This is a genomic window from Corallococcus sp. EGB, assembly GCF_019968905.1.
Classification (GTDB): domain Bacteria; phylum Myxococcota; class Myxococcia; order Myxococcales; family Myxococcaceae; genus Corallococcus.
The window spans coordinates 4,147,986-4,163,490 of sequence record NZ_CP079946.1 but is presented as its reverse complement, the minus strand read 5'-3'; the positions used below and the strand labels follow the sequence as shown (position 1 = coordinate 4,163,490).

Below are 15,505 nucleotides of genomic sequence, written 5' to 3'. Positions count from 1 at the left end.
CGTGGGTAGAATCCACGCATGATTCTCACCCAGGACACGTTCCTCCCGCGCGCGGAGGCCCTGCTCGCCCAGCTCGAAGGGGCCGTCCACGACGCGCTTCACCATCACGGAGAGCCGTCAGTCGAGTCCCTCGCCAGCGCGTTCCACGACGCGGAGCCGGTGTCGCCCTCGCAGCTCGTCCAGGCGCTGTGTCCCGGCCCCCTCTCCTCCATCGGGCTCGCGACCCTTGCAATGCGCGGGCTGCTGACGCCAGTGGACGCGGTGCTCGACGGCTCCGTCTCCGAGGCGCGGGTCGTCACGGGCAACGCGCGGGCTCCCGGCTCGCTGCGCGTCACCTGCCCCCTCGTCGTGCTCGGCGACCTGGAGGTCGAGGGCGTGCTGGAGGACTGCGGACCGGATTCGACCCTCGTCGTCCTGGGCCGTTGCTCGGCATTGGGGCTTAGGACGTCGGGGAACGTCCTGGTCCTGGGGGGCCTCGAGGTCCGGGATGTGATCCAGGGCGTCTACAACGACGACAGCCTCGTCGTGGCGGGCAACCTCTCCACGCGCTTCCTGGACGAAAACGATCACGAGGTGGCCTGCTACGGCGAAGTCCGCGCCCGACATCGCCTCGAGAACGGTCGCTCCGGCGAGGCCGCCACCACCCTCGCCTCCACCTTCCTCCTCCCCGAGCTCTGGGATCTGGACCTGGGGGAGGTCCACCACGACGCGCTCTTCGAGCGCATCCAGCGCGGCGATCCGATCTTCACGGACACCCTCCAGCCCCCTCAGGTCCGTGAACCCGACGCGCCCACCGCCGAAGAGCTCGAGGGCCTCGACATCGAGGGGATCGCGGCCCAGGCGTCGAAGAAGGCACGGGCGAAGCATGTCGTCTACGCGCAGCGGAAGACCGGAGAGGTGTGGTTGCTGAGTCCGGGGAACTTCCCCCTGCAGATCTTCGACGGCAAGCAGATCCTGGGGAAGGAAGCGCCGCCGGCCCTCGACGTGAAGCAGCGGGCTTCGGAGCGCGTCACGTTCTGGCGCAAGCGCGGCGACCTCTTCCTGGAGCTCGAGCGCTTCGGCGCCGTCATCCAATTCCACGCGGGCACCAACAACGGCTCGCTGCGGACGTTCCGCTTCGCCTTCAGCACCTCCGACGCCGCCGTGCTCGAACTGCGGCGGCTGGAGGCCCGCTACGCCGGCGACTTCCTGCGTGTGACGTCCGAGGTTCCCGGTCGCGGGCCGCTCGAACGGGAGTTCGCGAAGTACGGCGGACCGAAGCCGGAGTACACGTCTGCCATCGTGAAGGACTCGAAGTTGGTCACCCGCGACGGCGAACAGCGGCGCTTCGATGACGAAGCCTCCGCCCTGAACGCGCTCGAGGACTGGATCGCCGGGAAGCGCCAGGCCGGCTTCGACCTGAAGGTCCTGGAGTGGAAGCCTTTTGGCCTCCTGGGCGGCCGCTAGCCAGACATCCGTCCCGGCTCCGAGTGTCCACCATCCGCCTCCCGCCTTCCCCCCAGGCCCCGGTTGCGGCGGGCGAAATAGCACCCGGGGCCCTCTTGAAGGAATCCCCAGACACACTCACGCCAATCAAGATAGACCAGAAAAACGCTTCACGTTCTGCTTGGCAACCTGTAGGGAGCGCCCCGCACCTCACGCAAGGATTGCCATGACCGCCACACTCAAATTCTCATCATTCGCAATTATCGCCGCGCTTGGCTTGAGCGCATGCAGCGAGGACGATCCGCCCCCGCCCGCGGAGAAGACGCGCGAGGAGCGGGTGAACGAGCACATGGAGTCGCTGCGGAGCGACGCCACGGCGCTCGGGACCTTCCTGTTCGAGATGCCCAAGGGCGGCGACCTGCACAGCCACACCTCCGGAGCCATCACCACCGAAAAGCTGATCGCGTGGGGGGCGGAGGACGGCGCCTGCGTGAACACGACGACCTACGTGGCCAGCAACCCGTGCGCGGCGGGTTCGGTGCCCCTGTCCCAGACGGAGAGCGACCGCGCGCTCCGTGACGCGGTGATGAGCGCCTGGTCCATGGAGAACCATCCGGGCCCGCTGCTGGCCGCGCACCAGCACTTCTTCGACGCCTTCGGCAAGTACGGCGCGGTGCAGCTCGACTCGCGCAACGACGACAGCTACGCGGACATCCTGTCGCGCGCGGGCAAGCACCATCAGATCTACGTGGAGTTGATGCAAGGCTTTGGCGCGGGCAGGGGTGGCAGCCTCGCCACGCCGCTGTTCACGTCCACGGACACCTGGGACAAGGCGACGCTGCTGGCGAAGCGGCAGCAGCTCATCGCGCTGCCGGACTTCCAGAGCGCGCTGACGGCACAGGTCACCAGCATCGCGAACACGCTGAAGGGCGCTCGCACGCTGATGGGTTGTGAGACGGCCCACCCGGACCCCGGCTGCGGCGTGGAGGTGCGGCTCATCGTCTCCGCCAACCGCACGGCGGACCGGACGAATGTCTTCGGGCAGTGGGTGTATGCCTATGAGCTGGCCCAGCAGGTGCCTGAGATTGTCGGCGTGAACCTGGTGTCCCCGGAGGAGAACGCCAACTCGCTGGCCTTCTATCACGATGAGATGTTCGCCCTGGGCACGCTCGACGACTTCAACGACCAGGAGGTCGGCCGCAAGCTGGTCCACGTCTCGCTGCACGCCGGGGAGCTCATCCCGGAGGTGCTCACGGCGCAGGACCAGCAGCACATGAGCTTCCACATCCGCGAGGCCGTGGAGAAGGCCCACGCGGAGCGCATCGGCCACGGCGCGGACGTGCTGGGCGAGACGGCCGGCGACGGCGCCGCGGACCTGCTGCGCGACATGCACGACGCGGGCGTGATGGTGGAGATCTGCCTCACCTCCAACCGCGTCCTGCTGGGCATGTCCGGGGAAGCGCACCCGCTCGCCGCGTATTTGAGGAACAACGTGCCGGTCGCCCTGTCGACCGACGACTCGGGCATCCTGCGGGGCGACATCACCCAGGAGTACGTCGCCGCCGCCACCGACCAGCGGCTCGAATACAAGACGCTCAAGCAGATGGCGCGGGCCAGCCTGGAGCACGCGTTCGCGGAGGGCGACAGCCTCTGGGCCCTCCGGGATGACTTCACGAAGACCGTGACGGCCTGCGCCTCCGACAAGCCGGAGCAGGCCACCCCCTCCGCGGGCTGCGAGGGCTTCCTCGCGGCCAACAAGCGCGCCGCGTTGCAATGGAAGCTGGAGGTGCAGCTGGCCGCCTTCGAGCGCGGCATCGCCCCGTGACCCGGGGGGCCACGCTCACGTGAGCGTGGCCCCCCGCCGTTACCCTCCCTGCCCTGGGTGAGGATCGGCCCCTTGCGCTTCACCTCCGCCACCGTGGAAGCCGTGCGCCACGACGAGGGCGCTTACACCAAGCGCCTGGAGGAGCGGATGGCATTCCTGGGCGACGGCCTCCCGGAGGGACACGCGTTGCACGGCGCGGCCTGCCCGACCATGTCCCGACTGGCGGAGGCCTTCGGGCGGCAAGGGGTGAGGGACGTGGCGGCCTGGGCGTGCGGCCCGAGGTGCCCCACGCGCAGGCGCGCCGCGCCTCAGCGCAGCTCCTGGGCGAACTGCTCACGATAGCGCCCCTGGAGCATCTTCAGCGCCTCCGTCATCCCCACGGCGCGGTACTGCTCCGCCAGGAGTTGCCACGCTTGCTTGTGCAAGGGCTCCAGCGCGACGACACGCTCCAGGTGGGTACGCGCCTCCTCGCGGGGACCCGACGCGGAGGCCAGCCACCCCAGGATGAAGTGCGCTTGCACAGCTTCCTCGTGCGCGGCCACGGCCTGCCGACATGCCGCTTTCGCAGGCCCCGTCCTGCCAGCGCGCAGGTGGCCTTCGCAATCCAACACGTGCAGCACCGGCGCTCGTGGAAACTCCCGCTTGAGCCAGGTGAGCCGTGCCTGCGCCTTCGTCGCCTGCCCCTTGTCGAGGGAATCCTCGACCTCCTTCGCCGCGCGGATGAACTCTCCCTCCCGCTCCACCGCGACACCGCTCACGGAGACATCCACCGGCAGCGCCTTCCAGCGGCGAGCCTGCCGGGCCCAGGTCCGCAGAGACTCGATCCGAGAGTCATTGCCCGCCTTCTGGATGGCCTGCTCCGCCCACGTGACCGAGGAGGTCTCCTTGAAGAAGGCCGCGAGGTCTCCCCAGACTTCCGGCGGTGTTCCAGGGTTCGCTTCCATCCGCTGCCGCGCCCGCACGAGCTGGCCTTGCGCCTCCAGGTGCTGCCCCTGCTGGAGGGCCAGGTTCGCGAGGTGGAACAAGGGGGCGGGCGCGGAGGGAAATTTCTCGGCGACGGCCTCGCACTTCTCCTGGGTCGCCGCCAGCTTGGGGGCGACACGCGTGTCCAGGTAGCAGGCCAGGCTTTGGACGACGAAGTCCTCCGGGTGGCGTCGCGTGAGGGGCTCCAGCTGCTGGGCGGCGACCTCCACGCGCCCCGCCTTCTCGAGCGCGATGATTTCGTCGAGCCGGCGCCGGTCCTCCGGAGGCAGGGGGGCCTGGGGCTGGTGAACGACCAGCGGCGCCTTGCCCTCGCGGACCTTCGCGAGCCATTCGACGACCGCCTCCTTCTCCGGTCCCTCCCAGTCCGGCGAGGACGTCGAGGCCAGCAGTGCACCCAGCTCGGTCGCCCAGGCCCGCGCGGCAGCGTCATCGCGACGGCCCGCCGAGGCATGGCGAAGGCTGGTCTTGAGCAACGCCAGGGTCTGCGGCGCGAAGGCCGCCTGATTCGGTGCGTAGCTCGGGAACATCATCCAATGCGAGCTGCGCACGTGGAATGCCCCCAGCGTGTGCGCCCACTCGTGGAGGAAGACGGACGTCTCCTTGTGCATCTTCCGCTCCTCGTAGAGCGTCTGCCGCTCGTCCTGGGGCAGGTGGATCAACGCCTCCATGATGGCGCGGACCTCCTCCGGGTTTCCCATCTCGCGCAGCACGCAGTGACGCCCGAACAGCCGGGCCATGCCCAACTCATGCTGCGCGGAGGAGAAGAACTTGAGCGCGGAGACGAAGCCGACCACCAGGTCCACGTCCTCGCCCGGATCCCACAGCTCCAGAGCGGTCAGTGAACCCTCCAACTCGCCCTCGACACCTCGATGCGCCCACTCGCGCGTCGACTCAAGCTCGAAGACAACGCCCAGTTGCCCCTGCGTCACCGAGCTCGCGCGCTGCAACTGGGATACGACGCTGCTTCGCCAGCGCACCACCTGCTCCCGATAGTCCGAGTCCGCATAGACCCGGACCCGAATCTTCCGGACTGGCCCCGTCGAGGGTTGCGACGAGGACTCCAACTTCGCTGGCGCGAGGGTTCGCGCCTGTTCCCGTGCGTAGTCCACGGGCCGCTTCACACACGACACGCCGAGGGCACAGCCCCACACCGCCAGCAGGGCGACACGCGCCGCCAATCCCATGACACGACCTGTGCTCATGGAGCCCTCCCATACGCGAAATGCGTCAGAATCGCACCTGCCGCCCAGCGTGAGCGCACGTCGCGTGAGAGGAAGAGCCTGACGGCGCTGCGACGATCTTGAGCAACCCAGCCTCATCCAGCCACGGCGTGCGCTCCTGGGTCGGCTCCCGCCTCGTCGCTGTGTGGCAGCCTCCGGAAGCGCCATCACGCGCCTCATCGTGCTGCCGGGCGCCGCGCATGACGGCTGGATTCAGCGGGACGGCAACCCTGCGTTCTGAGATTGGCTTCTCGCCCGACACCGGTAGCAGTTCCAGTTCCCGCCTGGGCTGTTAACGTCCCTGGACATGAGCACTCCCCGGACCGAACGGTTTGGCAGGTTCGAGCTGTTGGAGCGGATGAGCATCGGCGGCCTGTCCACGCTTCACCGGGCGCTCGACACGGAGGCCCCCGCCGGCAGCAGGCCCGTGGTCCTCAAGCGGTTGCTGCCGTCGCTCTCGGAGGACCCCGCGGTCGTCGAGGAATTCCTCGACCTCGCCTCCCTTTCGGCATGCATCCAGCACGACAACGTCGTGCGCGTCCTGGACTTCGGTGTGGCCGACGGCGAGCCCTTCCTGGTCCGGGAGTGGGTGGAGGGGCAGAGCCTGGGCAGGGTACAGTCCATGCACCGGCGGCAAGGCATGCGGACGTTGCCCGAGCCCATCGCCGTGAGCATCGGCATCGACATCTGCCAGGGATTGCAGCCTGCGCACCAGCTCGTGGGCCTGATCCATGGAGACCTCATGGCCTTGAACGTACTGATGGGCAGCGGCGGAGAGGTGAAGCTCATCGAGTTCGGCTTCAACCACTGGACGCTGCGGAAAGCGTGGCGGAAGGCGACGGCGCAGGGGGGCATTCTCCGCGGCAAGCTGATGTACTTCGCTCCCGAGCAGTTGCTGGAAGCTCCGGTGGATGGCCGTGCCGACGTGTATGTCCTGGGCGTGCTGCTCTACACGCTGCTGTGCGGAGACCTTCCCATGAATTGCGACTCCGAATATCAGATATTCAAGGATGTCCTGGAGGGCAGACTGATTCCCGCCCGGCAGCACAACCCCTCCCTGGATGCGGAGCTCGTGCGAATCCTCGAGCGCGCGCTGGCGAGGTCCGTGGACGACCGCTACCCGTCCGCCGAGGCGATGGGACAGGCGCTGACGGACTGGCTGAAAGCCCACGCGCCCGCGTTCAGCAGGGAGACGCGGAAGCAATGGCTGGCCCCGCTCCTCCCGCCCGCGACGTCCAGGTGATTGGCGGGAGCCGGGCCAGGACTCCCATTGGCGTCCAGGGAGAAGCCCTCCAGGAACGCTCGCCGGGCAGGCGCCCATGCGATTCGTCAGGGGCAGAGCGCGCGCTTCAGTGCTAGTCCATGCTCCCATGTCCGGCGACTCACCCGTCCCCACTCCCGGCGGCCTACCCACCCTGCGCTTCCCCCCCGAGCTCCCCATCTCGAGCCGGGTGGAGGACATCACCGCGGCCATCACCGCCCATCAGGTCGTCATCGTCGCGGGGGCCACCGGCTCGGGGAAGACGACGCAGCTGCCGAAGATCCTCCTCGCCATGGGGCGCGGCCGGCCGCGCCAGATCGGCGTCACCCAGCCCCGGCGTATCGCCGCGACGAGCGTGGCGGCGCGCGTGGCTCGCGAGCTCGGCACGGAGCTGGGCACGGATGTCGGCTACCAGATCCGCTTCGAGGACCGTTCGTCCCGGCAGACGGCCGTGAAGTTCATGACCGACGGCGTCCTGCTCGCGCAGATCCACAGCGACCCGCTCCTGAGCCGCTATGACACCATCGTGCTCGACGAGGCCCACGAGCGCAGCCTCACCATCGACTTCCTGCTCGGATGGCTCAAGCGCATCCTCCCCCGGCGCCCCGACCTCAAGGTGGTGGTGAGCTCGGCCACCATCGAGACCGAGCGCTTCTCCCAGTTCTTCGGGGGCGCTCCCGTCATCCAGGTGGAGGGCCGGACCTTTCCCGTGGACGTGCTCTACGAGCCGCCCCCCGAGGACGCCGAGCTCGCCGACGCCGTCGCGGATTCGGTGGCGAACGTGATCTCACTCGACCCGGACGGGGACGTCCTCGTGTTCCTCCCCGGCGAGCGGGAGATCCGCGAGGCCGAGAACGCCCTGAACGCGCGCGAGCTTCGCGGCACGGTGGTGCAGCCCCTGTATGCGCGCCTGTCGGCCGCCGAGCAGTCGCGCGTCTTCGCCACCATCCCCCAGCGCCGCGTCATCCTCGCGACCAACGTCGCGGAGACGTCGGTCACCATCCCGGGGATCGTGTACGTCGTGGACACGGGGGTGGCGCGCCTGTCGCGCTACGACCCACGCTCGGGCACCACGCGCCTGCACATCGAGCCGGTCTCCCAGGCCAGCGCCGACCAGCGCAAGGGGCGCTGCGGCCGCGTGCGCGAAGGCATCTGCGTGCGCCTCTACGACGAGGTGAGCTTCACCTCGCGGTCGCCCTTCACCGACCCGGAGATCAAGCGCACCGGGCTCGCGGGGGTCATCCTGCGGATGAAGTCCCTCGGCCTCGGTGACGTCGAGGACTTCCCCTTCCTCGACCCGCCCCAGCCGAAGGCCATCGCCGAGGGCTGGCGGGTGCTCGAGGAGCTCGGGGCCATCGAGGGCAAGGAGCGCACCCTGACGCCGCTCGGGCACCAGCTCGCGCGCTTCCCGGTGGACCCACGCATCGCGCGGATGATCCTCGCCGGCGCCGAGTACGGGTGCCTGGACGAGGTGCTCATCATCGCCGCGGCGCTCAACCTGCAGGACCCGCGCGAGCGGCCCCGGGAGCTCGCGCAGAAGGCGGATCAGCTGCACTCGCGCTTCCGTGACGAGCATTCGGACTTCACGGGGCTCCTCAAGCTGTGGGCGTTCGTGCGCGAGGCCGAGGAGCGCGGGACGTCCCATCTGCGGCGCGTGTGCCGTGACAACTTCCTGTCGTTCCTGCGGGTGCGCGAGTGGCGAGACGTCCAGCGCCAGCTCGAGGAGACCGTCCGCGAGCTGCGCCTGCCTCGCAAGGGCCGGGGCCCCCCGGCGCGCGGGGACGTGCTGCACCAGGCGCTCCTCACCGGGCTCTTGTCCCGCATCGGCCAGTGGAATCCGGAGCAGCGCTACTTCACGGGCGCGAAGCAGACGCGCTTCATGGTCCACCCCTCGTCGGCGCTCGCGAAGAAGCCCCCGGCATGGGTGATGGCGTTCGAGCTCGTGGAGACGTCCCAGCTGTTCGCGCGCACCGTGGCGAAGCTCGACCCGGAGTGGCTCGCGGCGGCGGCGCCCCACCTGCTCAAGCGCAGCTACTCCGAGCCGCACTGGTCGGAGAAGTCCGCGCGCGCCATCGTGAAGGAGAACGCGACCCTCTTCGGGCTTCAGGTCTTCAAGGAGCGCCCCGTGGCCCTGGCCCACATGGACCCCGCCCGGGCACGGCTGATGTTCCTCGATCATGCACTGGTGCGCGGCGAGTACCGCACCCGGGGGGCGTTCCAGGAGAAGAACCGCCGGGTGCTCGAGCGCGTGGCGCGCCTGCGGGACAAGGCCCGGCGCAGCGAGCTGCTCGACAGCGAGGCGCTGCTGACGTTCTTCGACCAGCGCGTCCCGGAGGACGTGACGGACGGAGCGGGCTTCGAGGCCTGGCGCCGAAAGGCCGAGGCGGCCGACCCCGACGTGCTCGTCCTCTCGATGGAGGATGCACTCTCACACGACCCGGGCCTGTCCCCGGCGCACTACCCGGATGCCATCACCCTGCACGGCGCGTCCGTGCCGGTGACGTACACCTTCGATCCCTCGGCCGAGGACGACGGCATCACCCTGAGCGTGCCGCTGCTGCTGCTCGCCCAGTTGGTCCCGGGGGAGCTCGACTGGACCATCCCCGGGTGGCAGCGGGAGAAGCTCACCGCCCTGCTCGAGCAGCTCCCCCGCGCCCAGCGCAAGCAGCTGGGGCCGGTGCCGGACCTGGTCGACCGCCTGGAGAAGGAGCTGGTGCCCTTCCGCGGACCGCTGATTCCAGCGCTCGCGCGTGCGGTGTCCCGGCTGTGTGGCGTGGACGTGCCCGAGGAGTCCTTCCGGGCGGATGCAGTGGTGCCGTACCTGCGCGTCACACTCCGGGTGCTCGACGAGCGGGGAAAGGAGATCGCGCGGAGCCGCGACGCCGACGCGCTGCTCGAGCAGCACGGGGGACATGCACGGGCGGCGCTGCGCAGCGCGGCACCGGCCTCGGACTGGGAGCGCAAGGGGCTGACCGCCTGGACCTTCGGGGAGCTGCCCCCCTTCGTCACCCGACGGGTCGGCGGGCTCGAGGTCCGCAGCTATCCCGCGCTCGTCGACCGGGGCGCTGCCGTGGACCTGGTGCTGCTCGAAACCGCTGCCGCCGCCGAAGCGGCCACGCGCGCGGGGGTCCGCCGGCTCCTGATGCTCGCCGCACGCGGACACGTGGCCGTCAGCGCCGCGCGCATGCCTCCGCCCTTCCCGTCCCTGGACGGCGCACCGCCCGCGCGCGGCCAGGCCGACGCCTTCCGGGCGCTCGTCCTCGCACGCAGCGTCGACGATGCGTTCAAGCTCACACCGGGGGCGCCGCTGCCGCGCACGAAGGCGGCCTTCGAGAAGCTGGTCCAAGAGGGCTCACCGCGCATCGAGCAGGCGGCTCGCGACTGGGCGAACGTCGTCATTGCCACCTCCGCGGAGCTCGCGGAGACGCTCGCCGCACTCAAGGCCGCATCCAAGGGGCCGAGCGGCGCGGCGGCCGTGCGGGACATCCGCTCGCAGCTCGGGCAGCTGTTCCCCGCGAAGCTCATCGAGTGGATTCCCCTCTCGCGCCTGCTGAACTACTCGCGATATCTCCGCGCGGCCCAGGCACGGCTGTCGCGTGCGGTGGCGAACCCGGCCAAGGACGCAGGGAAGGCCGCGCCCTTCACCCCCCTGTGGGAGACCTTCCTCGCCAGGAGCGCCACCGTGCGTGACCAGGAGGCGGCGCAGGAGCTGCGGTGGGCCTTCGAGGAGCTCCGCGTGGCCATCTTCGCTCCGGAGGTGACGACGCCCGTGTCGGTGACGGTGGCGAAGGTCGGCGCGGCCCTCGCGGCGCTGCGCTAGAAGCGAGTGGCGGTGCGGCCGCGACGAGAGCCCCGCGCTACTCGAGCTCCACCACCAGGCGCTCTCCATCCCGAAGAACGCGCACCGGCCGCTGCATCCCAGCTTGAAAGAGCGGCGCCTCCATGGGCCGTACGAGGCGGTCCGCCGTGGCATGGAACTCACGGTCCTCGGAATGGAGGCGAACGGTGAGCGCGAAGCGGAGGATGTCGTTGCCCCCATGGACAACCCCGGTCGGCTCCCAGCCGAGGATGCGCGCCGTCCCGCCCTCCCCCTGAGCGAGCACCTTCGCGCGCCGTACCTCGGCCCCCACTGTCCACCGAAGCAGGGCCACCAGTCCGACGACGAGCGCGACGGCAATCACGCCCACAACGATGAGCTCCGTCATGGCCGGACGCTACCACATGGCAACCGCCGCCCCCTCACGTCACCAAGGCCAACGCGTAAGTTGCTCGCGATGGTAGCCCCACGTCGAGGAGTGGCCCAGGAGCCGCACTCCAGGCCGGCGCAGGAGCATGTCACAGACTCACAGCCCGACCATGACCGCGGCCGTGATGACAGCCAGGACGAACACCGAAATCGCGGTATAGATGTAGTCGCGCTCGCGCAGGGACATGACCAGCATCAGCGCCACACGCGCGACGGGCAAGATGATGAACAGGGCCACACCGGCTTTCATCACGTCGTAGCCGCTGAGGCCCGGTGCGAGAGAACTCCAGAAGTCATGTGTCGCGCCCAGGGCCAACCCGGCGGCAATGAGCGCTGAAGCAAGCCAGGTGCCGCCCCAAAGCAGTCCGGCGATACCCTGCTCGCACCGCTCAAGGCGATGGGCTTTGCCCTTCATGTCGACCGTCCAGGGAACTGAACACCCAGGGCGCTCAGGAGCATTTCAACCGCAAGCAGGGCGAGGATCACCACGAAGGCGATGCGAATCTTCTCGGCGGGTAGCCCGAACAGCAGGCGCGCCCCGACAAGCGCTCCGACGACCGATCCAAGCGCGACAGGCCCCGCGATGCCGATGTCGATATCGCCTCTCACGAAGTATGCGCCGGCGCTCGCCGCGGCCGTCACGCCGATCATGAAGTTCGATGTGGCAGACGAGACCTTGATGGGCAGCCGCAAGGCGGTATCCATGGCAGGGATCTTGAGCACGCCAGAGCCGATGCCGAGCAGTGCCGAGATCACGCCCGCCCCGTACATCAAAGCCAGACTGAACGGCACGCGGCCAACCTGATACGGCACGTCGCGGCCCGATGCATGGTCGGGAAAGCTCGAATGCAAGCGTAGGACCGTGGCCAGACTCTTCACGTCTGGCCCGCGGGGTTCGCCCCCTTCCACCTCGCGCCGTCGCGCCAGCATCTGTTTGACGGACAGCGCCAGGATCAATGAAAACAGGCCGTACAGAAACGCATTTGAGACGACGCCGATCAGGAACACGCCCGTCAGCGCTCCGAGTGTGGTGGCCGTCTCAAGGACGATCGCAAGGCGGATATTGGTCAAGCGCCTCTTCAGGAGCGGAGCGGCGCTGCCGCACGAACAGGCAATCACCGAGACGATGCTCGCGCCGATCGCCACGTGAATATCGATGCGGAAGAACAGCGTGAGGATTGGCACGATGAAGATGCCGCTGGCCATGCCAAGCACACCGCCGAGGGCACTCGCGCCAAAGGCGGCCGCGAACAGCCATAGGACCGTCGTGGAATCCATTGACATGTATCCAGCTCACGACCGTGCGCGAGGGCGCCGGGACAAGCGCGTGTTGAACCTGATGAGGTCGCCGCGATAGTGAAGCCTTTCGTAGTCGATGGGGCGAGAACCGTCGCTATACGACGTGCGCTCGATCAGGAAGATCGGGTTGCCGGGCTCCACGCCGAGGGCCTGCGCAACGGCCGGTGTGGCCGTGATGGCTTCCAGCCGGTACTCGGCCTCAATCAGTGGCAGGTGGTATCGCTCTTCGAGCAGGGAGAAGATTGGCTCGGTTTCGAGATCGTGGGTGACGACCTTCTCCCCTATCTCGCGCGGCAGGTAGGTCTCATCGAAGGACATGGCCACGCCATCGGCGAGCCGCACGCGTTGGATGCGCATGACGAGGCAGCCGGTCGGCACTGCGAGCTGCCGTGCAACGTCCGCATCGGCTGGGACAATCTGACTCTCCAAGAGCCGGGCGGTCGGGGTGCGGCCGAGGGCCCGCATGTCCTCGACGAAGCCAGTCAGCTCGGTCAGCTCTTGGACGATCTTGGGCTGCGCGACGAAGGTGCCGATGCCGCGGCGGATCTCCACCAGGCCACGAGCGACGAGGTTCTCGATCGCTTTCCGGACGGTCGTTCGGCTGGCGCCGAACCGCTCGATCAAGCGGTCTTCCGTGGGGAGCTGGCTGTGAGGAGGGAGGACGCCAGCCGCGATTTCCGAGGCAAGCGTCGACTCGATTTTCGCGTAAAGCGGGTTGGTTTCACGTACAGTGCCCATGACGACATCACGACATCATGATGTCTCGACGTCAAGGTCCATCATGAAGCGAACGGCGCGCGCTGCACGCATGACGGGCTGCCTGTCCGGAGCCACGTGACCATGGCCCGCCTCGGCTGGGGCCCGGTCGCGGGGCTGACGGGGGCGTCGCCCGCGGCCCAGGTGGGGGCCCCAGCCGAAGCGCCGGGGGCGCTCATGTCTGGGTCGGAGCGCCACCTGCTCATGGACGAGCGTCGCCCCTGCCTCAATGTCTGCGAATCCATCGCCGGCGCTGCCGAGCCAATGGCACTCCCGTCCGATGCCAGCGTCAACCATCCAACAGGGTCATGACTTACTCGCTTCGCCTGTTTTCACCCATCTCCCACCATTCTGGCGCGCGAATGGGCGCGTCACGAGGAGCGACAAATGAAAAGACTGTTCGTGGGAATCTCGCTCGTATTGGGCGTGGGCATGGGTGCCGTGGCAGGCGCCGCGACGTCATCCGGCGACCTCGCCGCCACGATGACGTGCGGAGAGACCTGTTCCTACAACTATGGTTACTGTCTGGGTGGGTGTAATGGGAACGACATCTGCCAGCTGAACTGCGACAAAGCCTATCTCCGCTGCAAGCAAAGCTGCTGAGCCCTGATACACGAGGGCCTGGAGCGCGGCTGTCCCACCGCTGACCCTCGCCCTTGCGGCCCATCTCCAGCAGACACACGCCGGCCCCTGCCGCCCTCCCATCAGGGGCGCGGCAGGGGCGAGCGGCCAGCACGGGGACGCGGGAGGATGACTACCGCTGCGCCGCGGGGACCCGGGCGTAGATGATGGCCACGCGGGTGGCGTTGGGTCCGCCGCCGGGGTCATCCGCGGGCTGGGTGCCCACACCGACGTGCGTCAGGCGCGCATCCATCAACCAGGGCGAGCGCGGCAGCCCCAACGGATCATCGACCGCGTGCACTTCGATGACCACCGAGTCGGCGCCGGGGAGTGCCTTCAGGGCCCGCTCGTACAGCACCGGGTCGGTGACTTCACCGGGAGGCAGACTGCCCCGAGCCACCTCCGCCGCGAGCTTCGCCAGGACGGCGTTGGGCTTCAGCGCGCGAAGGGTGGCGGGCCGCAGCCTTGCCAGCAGCCGGTAGGAGAGGGCTTCGGGCGTCGCCGCGCCCTTCTTCGTGGAGTCCAGCGGACGCCGCGTCAGCACCTCCACCACGAGTGCTTCGCGCCGCCCCTCGACCTCCCGCCACGCGAGCCCCAGTCCCGCGAAGCGCATCACGGGCTCCAGGAGGTTGCGCCGGGCCTCAGCGGTGGTCTCGAGGCCGAAGTGCGCCGCGAGCGCACCAGCGCCCCAGCCCACGTTCTGTGCGCCCCACAGAGGATCCGCCTCGAGGACGTCGCACGTCGCGGACAGGTCGACGCTGCGGCGCTGCATCACGCTGGCGTCGGGTGGAAGGTAATCGCACGTGGGGTTGTCGTCAGGCAGACGGTCTCGCGCTGTGGTGCCATCCGGGGCCTCGAGGCCGAAGAACCCCTCCCGCACCATCCGCTCCGCGTAGGCCTGGGCCACTCGCTCCACGAGCACGTCGCGCTTCACCGGCACCAGCCCTTCCGCGGCGCGCAACGCATTGATGCGGGCCAGCATCACGAGGCGGGCCTCTGCCACCCCCGCGGGTTCCTCGGGGGCCGGCGCCGGCCCGCCCACCTGGACCCGAAAGACCCCGCCGACGTTGAGGTGCGGGCCGTGGCCTGCCGTCACCGTCACCGTGTGGATGCCCGGTTGGGAGAACGTCGGCTCCACGCAGAAGGACCGCGTTTCGGTGGGGGTCGGGGCGTCGCGCTGCCGCACGAAGCCGACCCCCTGGACCTCTCGGCCAGAGGGCGCCGCCCGGACCTGCAGCAGCTTCATCCGCGACACCGTTCCATCCGGACGGGAGATGTCGACGTTCGGTGCGCTCAGCGGAGGAAGCAACGCACCACACAGCCGCACGCCCTTGTCGGTCGCGGGAAGGGTCCGGGGAAAGGGTTCAAGCTGGACCCAACGGTGGGTCTTCATCACGACGAGCGCGATCTGCGAACCCGCCTGGGCCACCCCCACGCCCAGGTGCGTGCCTCCAGCCTTGCGCAGCTCCGGGTTCTCTTGAATGAGCTCGAGCGCGTGGGAGGGAACTCCCGCCAGCACCCCCACCGTGGAGACCACGACGTCGGCGCCGCCTTCCTCGCTGATGGCATCCGTTGCCGTCAGCGCGTCGGGGGCCCGGGCCATTTCGGCGCCCAGCACCCGTTCCGCCAGACGTCTTGAGGCCCGGACAAGCATCTCATCCAACACCAGCTCGGGTTGCCCTGCTGCCGCGGCCTGCGTCTGCAAGAATCGAGCAGCCCGCTGCTCCAACACCGCCGGCTCCGGCTCGGTCGCCGCCACCACGAGGAAGACAATCAGCCCACCTGGAATCATCAAGCCAGCCTAGGCAATCCATCGGCGCAATACGAGAGCAACGCCTCGCATTCTTTCGCCCCTCGGACGATTTCGC

At 68.9% G+C, this 15,505-nt stretch carries 10 protein-coding genes; 4 read left to right on the top strand and 6 right to left on the bottom strand.

Annotated elements, in window-relative coordinates; all coding sequences use genetic code 11:
• Nucleotides 1-18: 18 nt before the first annotated feature.
• Nucleotides 19-1,446, top strand: a complete 1,428-nt coding sequence (locus KYK13_RS17530) for a hypothetical protein (protein ID WP_223645753.1) — start codon at nucleotides 19-21, stop codon at nucleotides 1,444-1,446.
• Nucleotides 1,447-1,702: 256 nt separating this feature from the next.
• Complete coding sequence (locus tag KYK13_RS17525; RefSeq protein WP_223645751.1) at nucleotides 1,703-3,250, top strand: adenosine deaminase; 1,548 nt, start codon at nucleotides 1,703-1,705, stop codon at nucleotides 3,248-3,250.
• 308 nt (nucleotides 3,251-3,558) lie between these two features.
• Here the strand turns inward: KYK13_RS17525 and KYK13_RS17520 are convergent, their stop codons facing one another.
• Nucleotides 3,559-5,436 carry a lipopolysaccharide assembly protein LapB gene (locus tag KYK13_RS17520; RefSeq protein WP_223645749.1) on the bottom strand — a complete coding sequence of 626 codons (1,878 nt, stop codon included), beginning with the start codon at nucleotides 5,434-5,436 and terminating at the stop codon, nucleotides 3,559-3,561.
• Between the two features lie 325 nt (nucleotides 5,437-5,761).
• On the opposite strand from KYK13_RS17520, the gene KYK13_RS17515 reads away from it, so the two are divergent.
• Together KYK13_RS17515 and hrpA are read left to right on the top strand one after the other, a co-directional pair.
• Nucleotides 5,762-6,697 (top strand): serine/threonine-protein kinase, encoded by a 936-nt coding sequence (locus tag KYK13_RS17515; protein ID WP_223645747.1) that lies wholly within the window; start codon nucleotides 5,762-5,764, stop codon nucleotides 6,695-6,697.
• Between the two features lie 127 nt (nucleotides 6,698-6,824).
• Nucleotides 6,825-10,535 (top strand): ATP-dependent RNA helicase HrpA, encoded by a 3,711-nt coding sequence (hrpA, locus tag KYK13_RS17510; RefSeq protein WP_223645745.1) that lies wholly within the window; start codon nucleotides 6,825-6,827, stop codon nucleotides 10,533-10,535.
• 37 nt (nucleotides 10,536-10,572) lie between these two features.
• On the opposite strand, the gene KYK13_RS17505 is transcribed toward hrpA, so the two are convergent.
• The 5 genes from KYK13_RS17505 to KYK13_RS17485 form a co-directional block, all read right to left on the bottom strand.
• Nucleotides 10,573-10,920: a hypothetical protein gene (locus KYK13_RS17505; RefSeq protein ID WP_223645743.1), complete on the bottom strand. Its 348-nt coding sequence runs from the start codon at nucleotides 10,918-10,920 to the stop codon at nucleotides 10,573-10,575.
• Between the two features lie 138 nt (nucleotides 10,921-11,058).
• Nucleotides 11,059-11,376, bottom strand: coding sequence for a DUF1634 domain-containing protein (locus tag KYK13_RS17500; protein ID WP_223645741.1), 318 nt, complete (start codon nucleotides 11,374-11,376; stop codon nucleotides 11,059-11,061).
• Nucleotides 11,373-12,239, bottom strand: coding sequence for a sulfite exporter TauE/SafE family protein (locus tag KYK13_RS17495; protein ID WP_223645739.1), 867 nt, complete (start codon nucleotides 12,237-12,239; stop codon nucleotides 11,373-11,375). Before KYK13_RS17495 ends, KYK13_RS17500 begins: the two co-directional genes overlap by 4 nt.
• 15 nt (nucleotides 12,240-12,254) lie before the next feature.
• Nucleotides 12,255-12,998 carry a GntR family transcriptional regulator gene (locus tag KYK13_RS17490; protein WP_223645737.1) on the bottom strand — a complete coding sequence of 248 codons (744 nt, stop codon included), beginning with the start codon at nucleotides 12,996-12,998 and terminating at the stop codon, nucleotides 12,255-12,257.
• A gap of 772 nt (nucleotides 12,999-13,770) precedes the next feature.
• Nucleotides 13,771-15,429 (bottom strand): hypothetical protein, encoded by a 1,659-nt coding sequence (locus tag KYK13_RS17485; protein ID WP_223645735.1) that lies wholly within the window; start codon nucleotides 15,427-15,429, stop codon nucleotides 13,771-13,773.
• Nucleotides 15,430-15,505 lie beyond the last annotated feature (76 nt).

Coding starts and splice junctions, on each gene's coding strand:
- hrpA (WP_223645745.1), top strand. CDS start 6,825: ATGTCCGGCGACTCACCCGTCCCCACTCCCGGCGGCCTACCCACCCTG.
- KYK13_RS17500 (WP_223645741.1), bottom strand. CDS start 11,376: ATGAAGGGCAAAGCCCATCGCCTTGAGCGGTGCGAGCAGGGTATCGCC.
- KYK13_RS17530 (WP_223645753.1), top strand. CDS start 19: ATGATTCTCACCCAGGACACGTTCCTCCCGCGCGCGGAGGCCCTGCTC.
- KYK13_RS17490 (WP_223645737.1), bottom strand. CDS start 12,998: ATGGGCACTGTACGTGAAACCAACCCGCTTTACGCGAAAATCGAGTCG.
- KYK13_RS17495 (WP_223645739.1), bottom strand. CDS start 12,239: ATGGATTCCACGACGGTCCTATGGCTGTTCGCGGCCGCCTTTGGCGCG.
- KYK13_RS17485 (WP_223645735.1), bottom strand. CDS start 15,429: ATGATTCCAGGTGGGCTGATTGTCTTCCTCGTGGTGGCGGCGACCGAG.
- KYK13_RS17505 (WP_223645743.1), bottom strand. CDS start 10,920: ATGACGGAGCTCATCGTTGTGGGCGTGATTGCCGTCGCGCTCGTCGTC.
- KYK13_RS17515 (WP_223645747.1), top strand. CDS start 5,762: ATGAGCACTCCCCGGACCGAACGGTTTGGCAGGTTCGAGCTGTTGGAG.
- KYK13_RS17520 (WP_223645749.1), bottom strand. CDS start 5,436: ATGAGCACAGGTCGTGTCATGGGATTGGCGGCGCGTGTCGCCCTGCTG.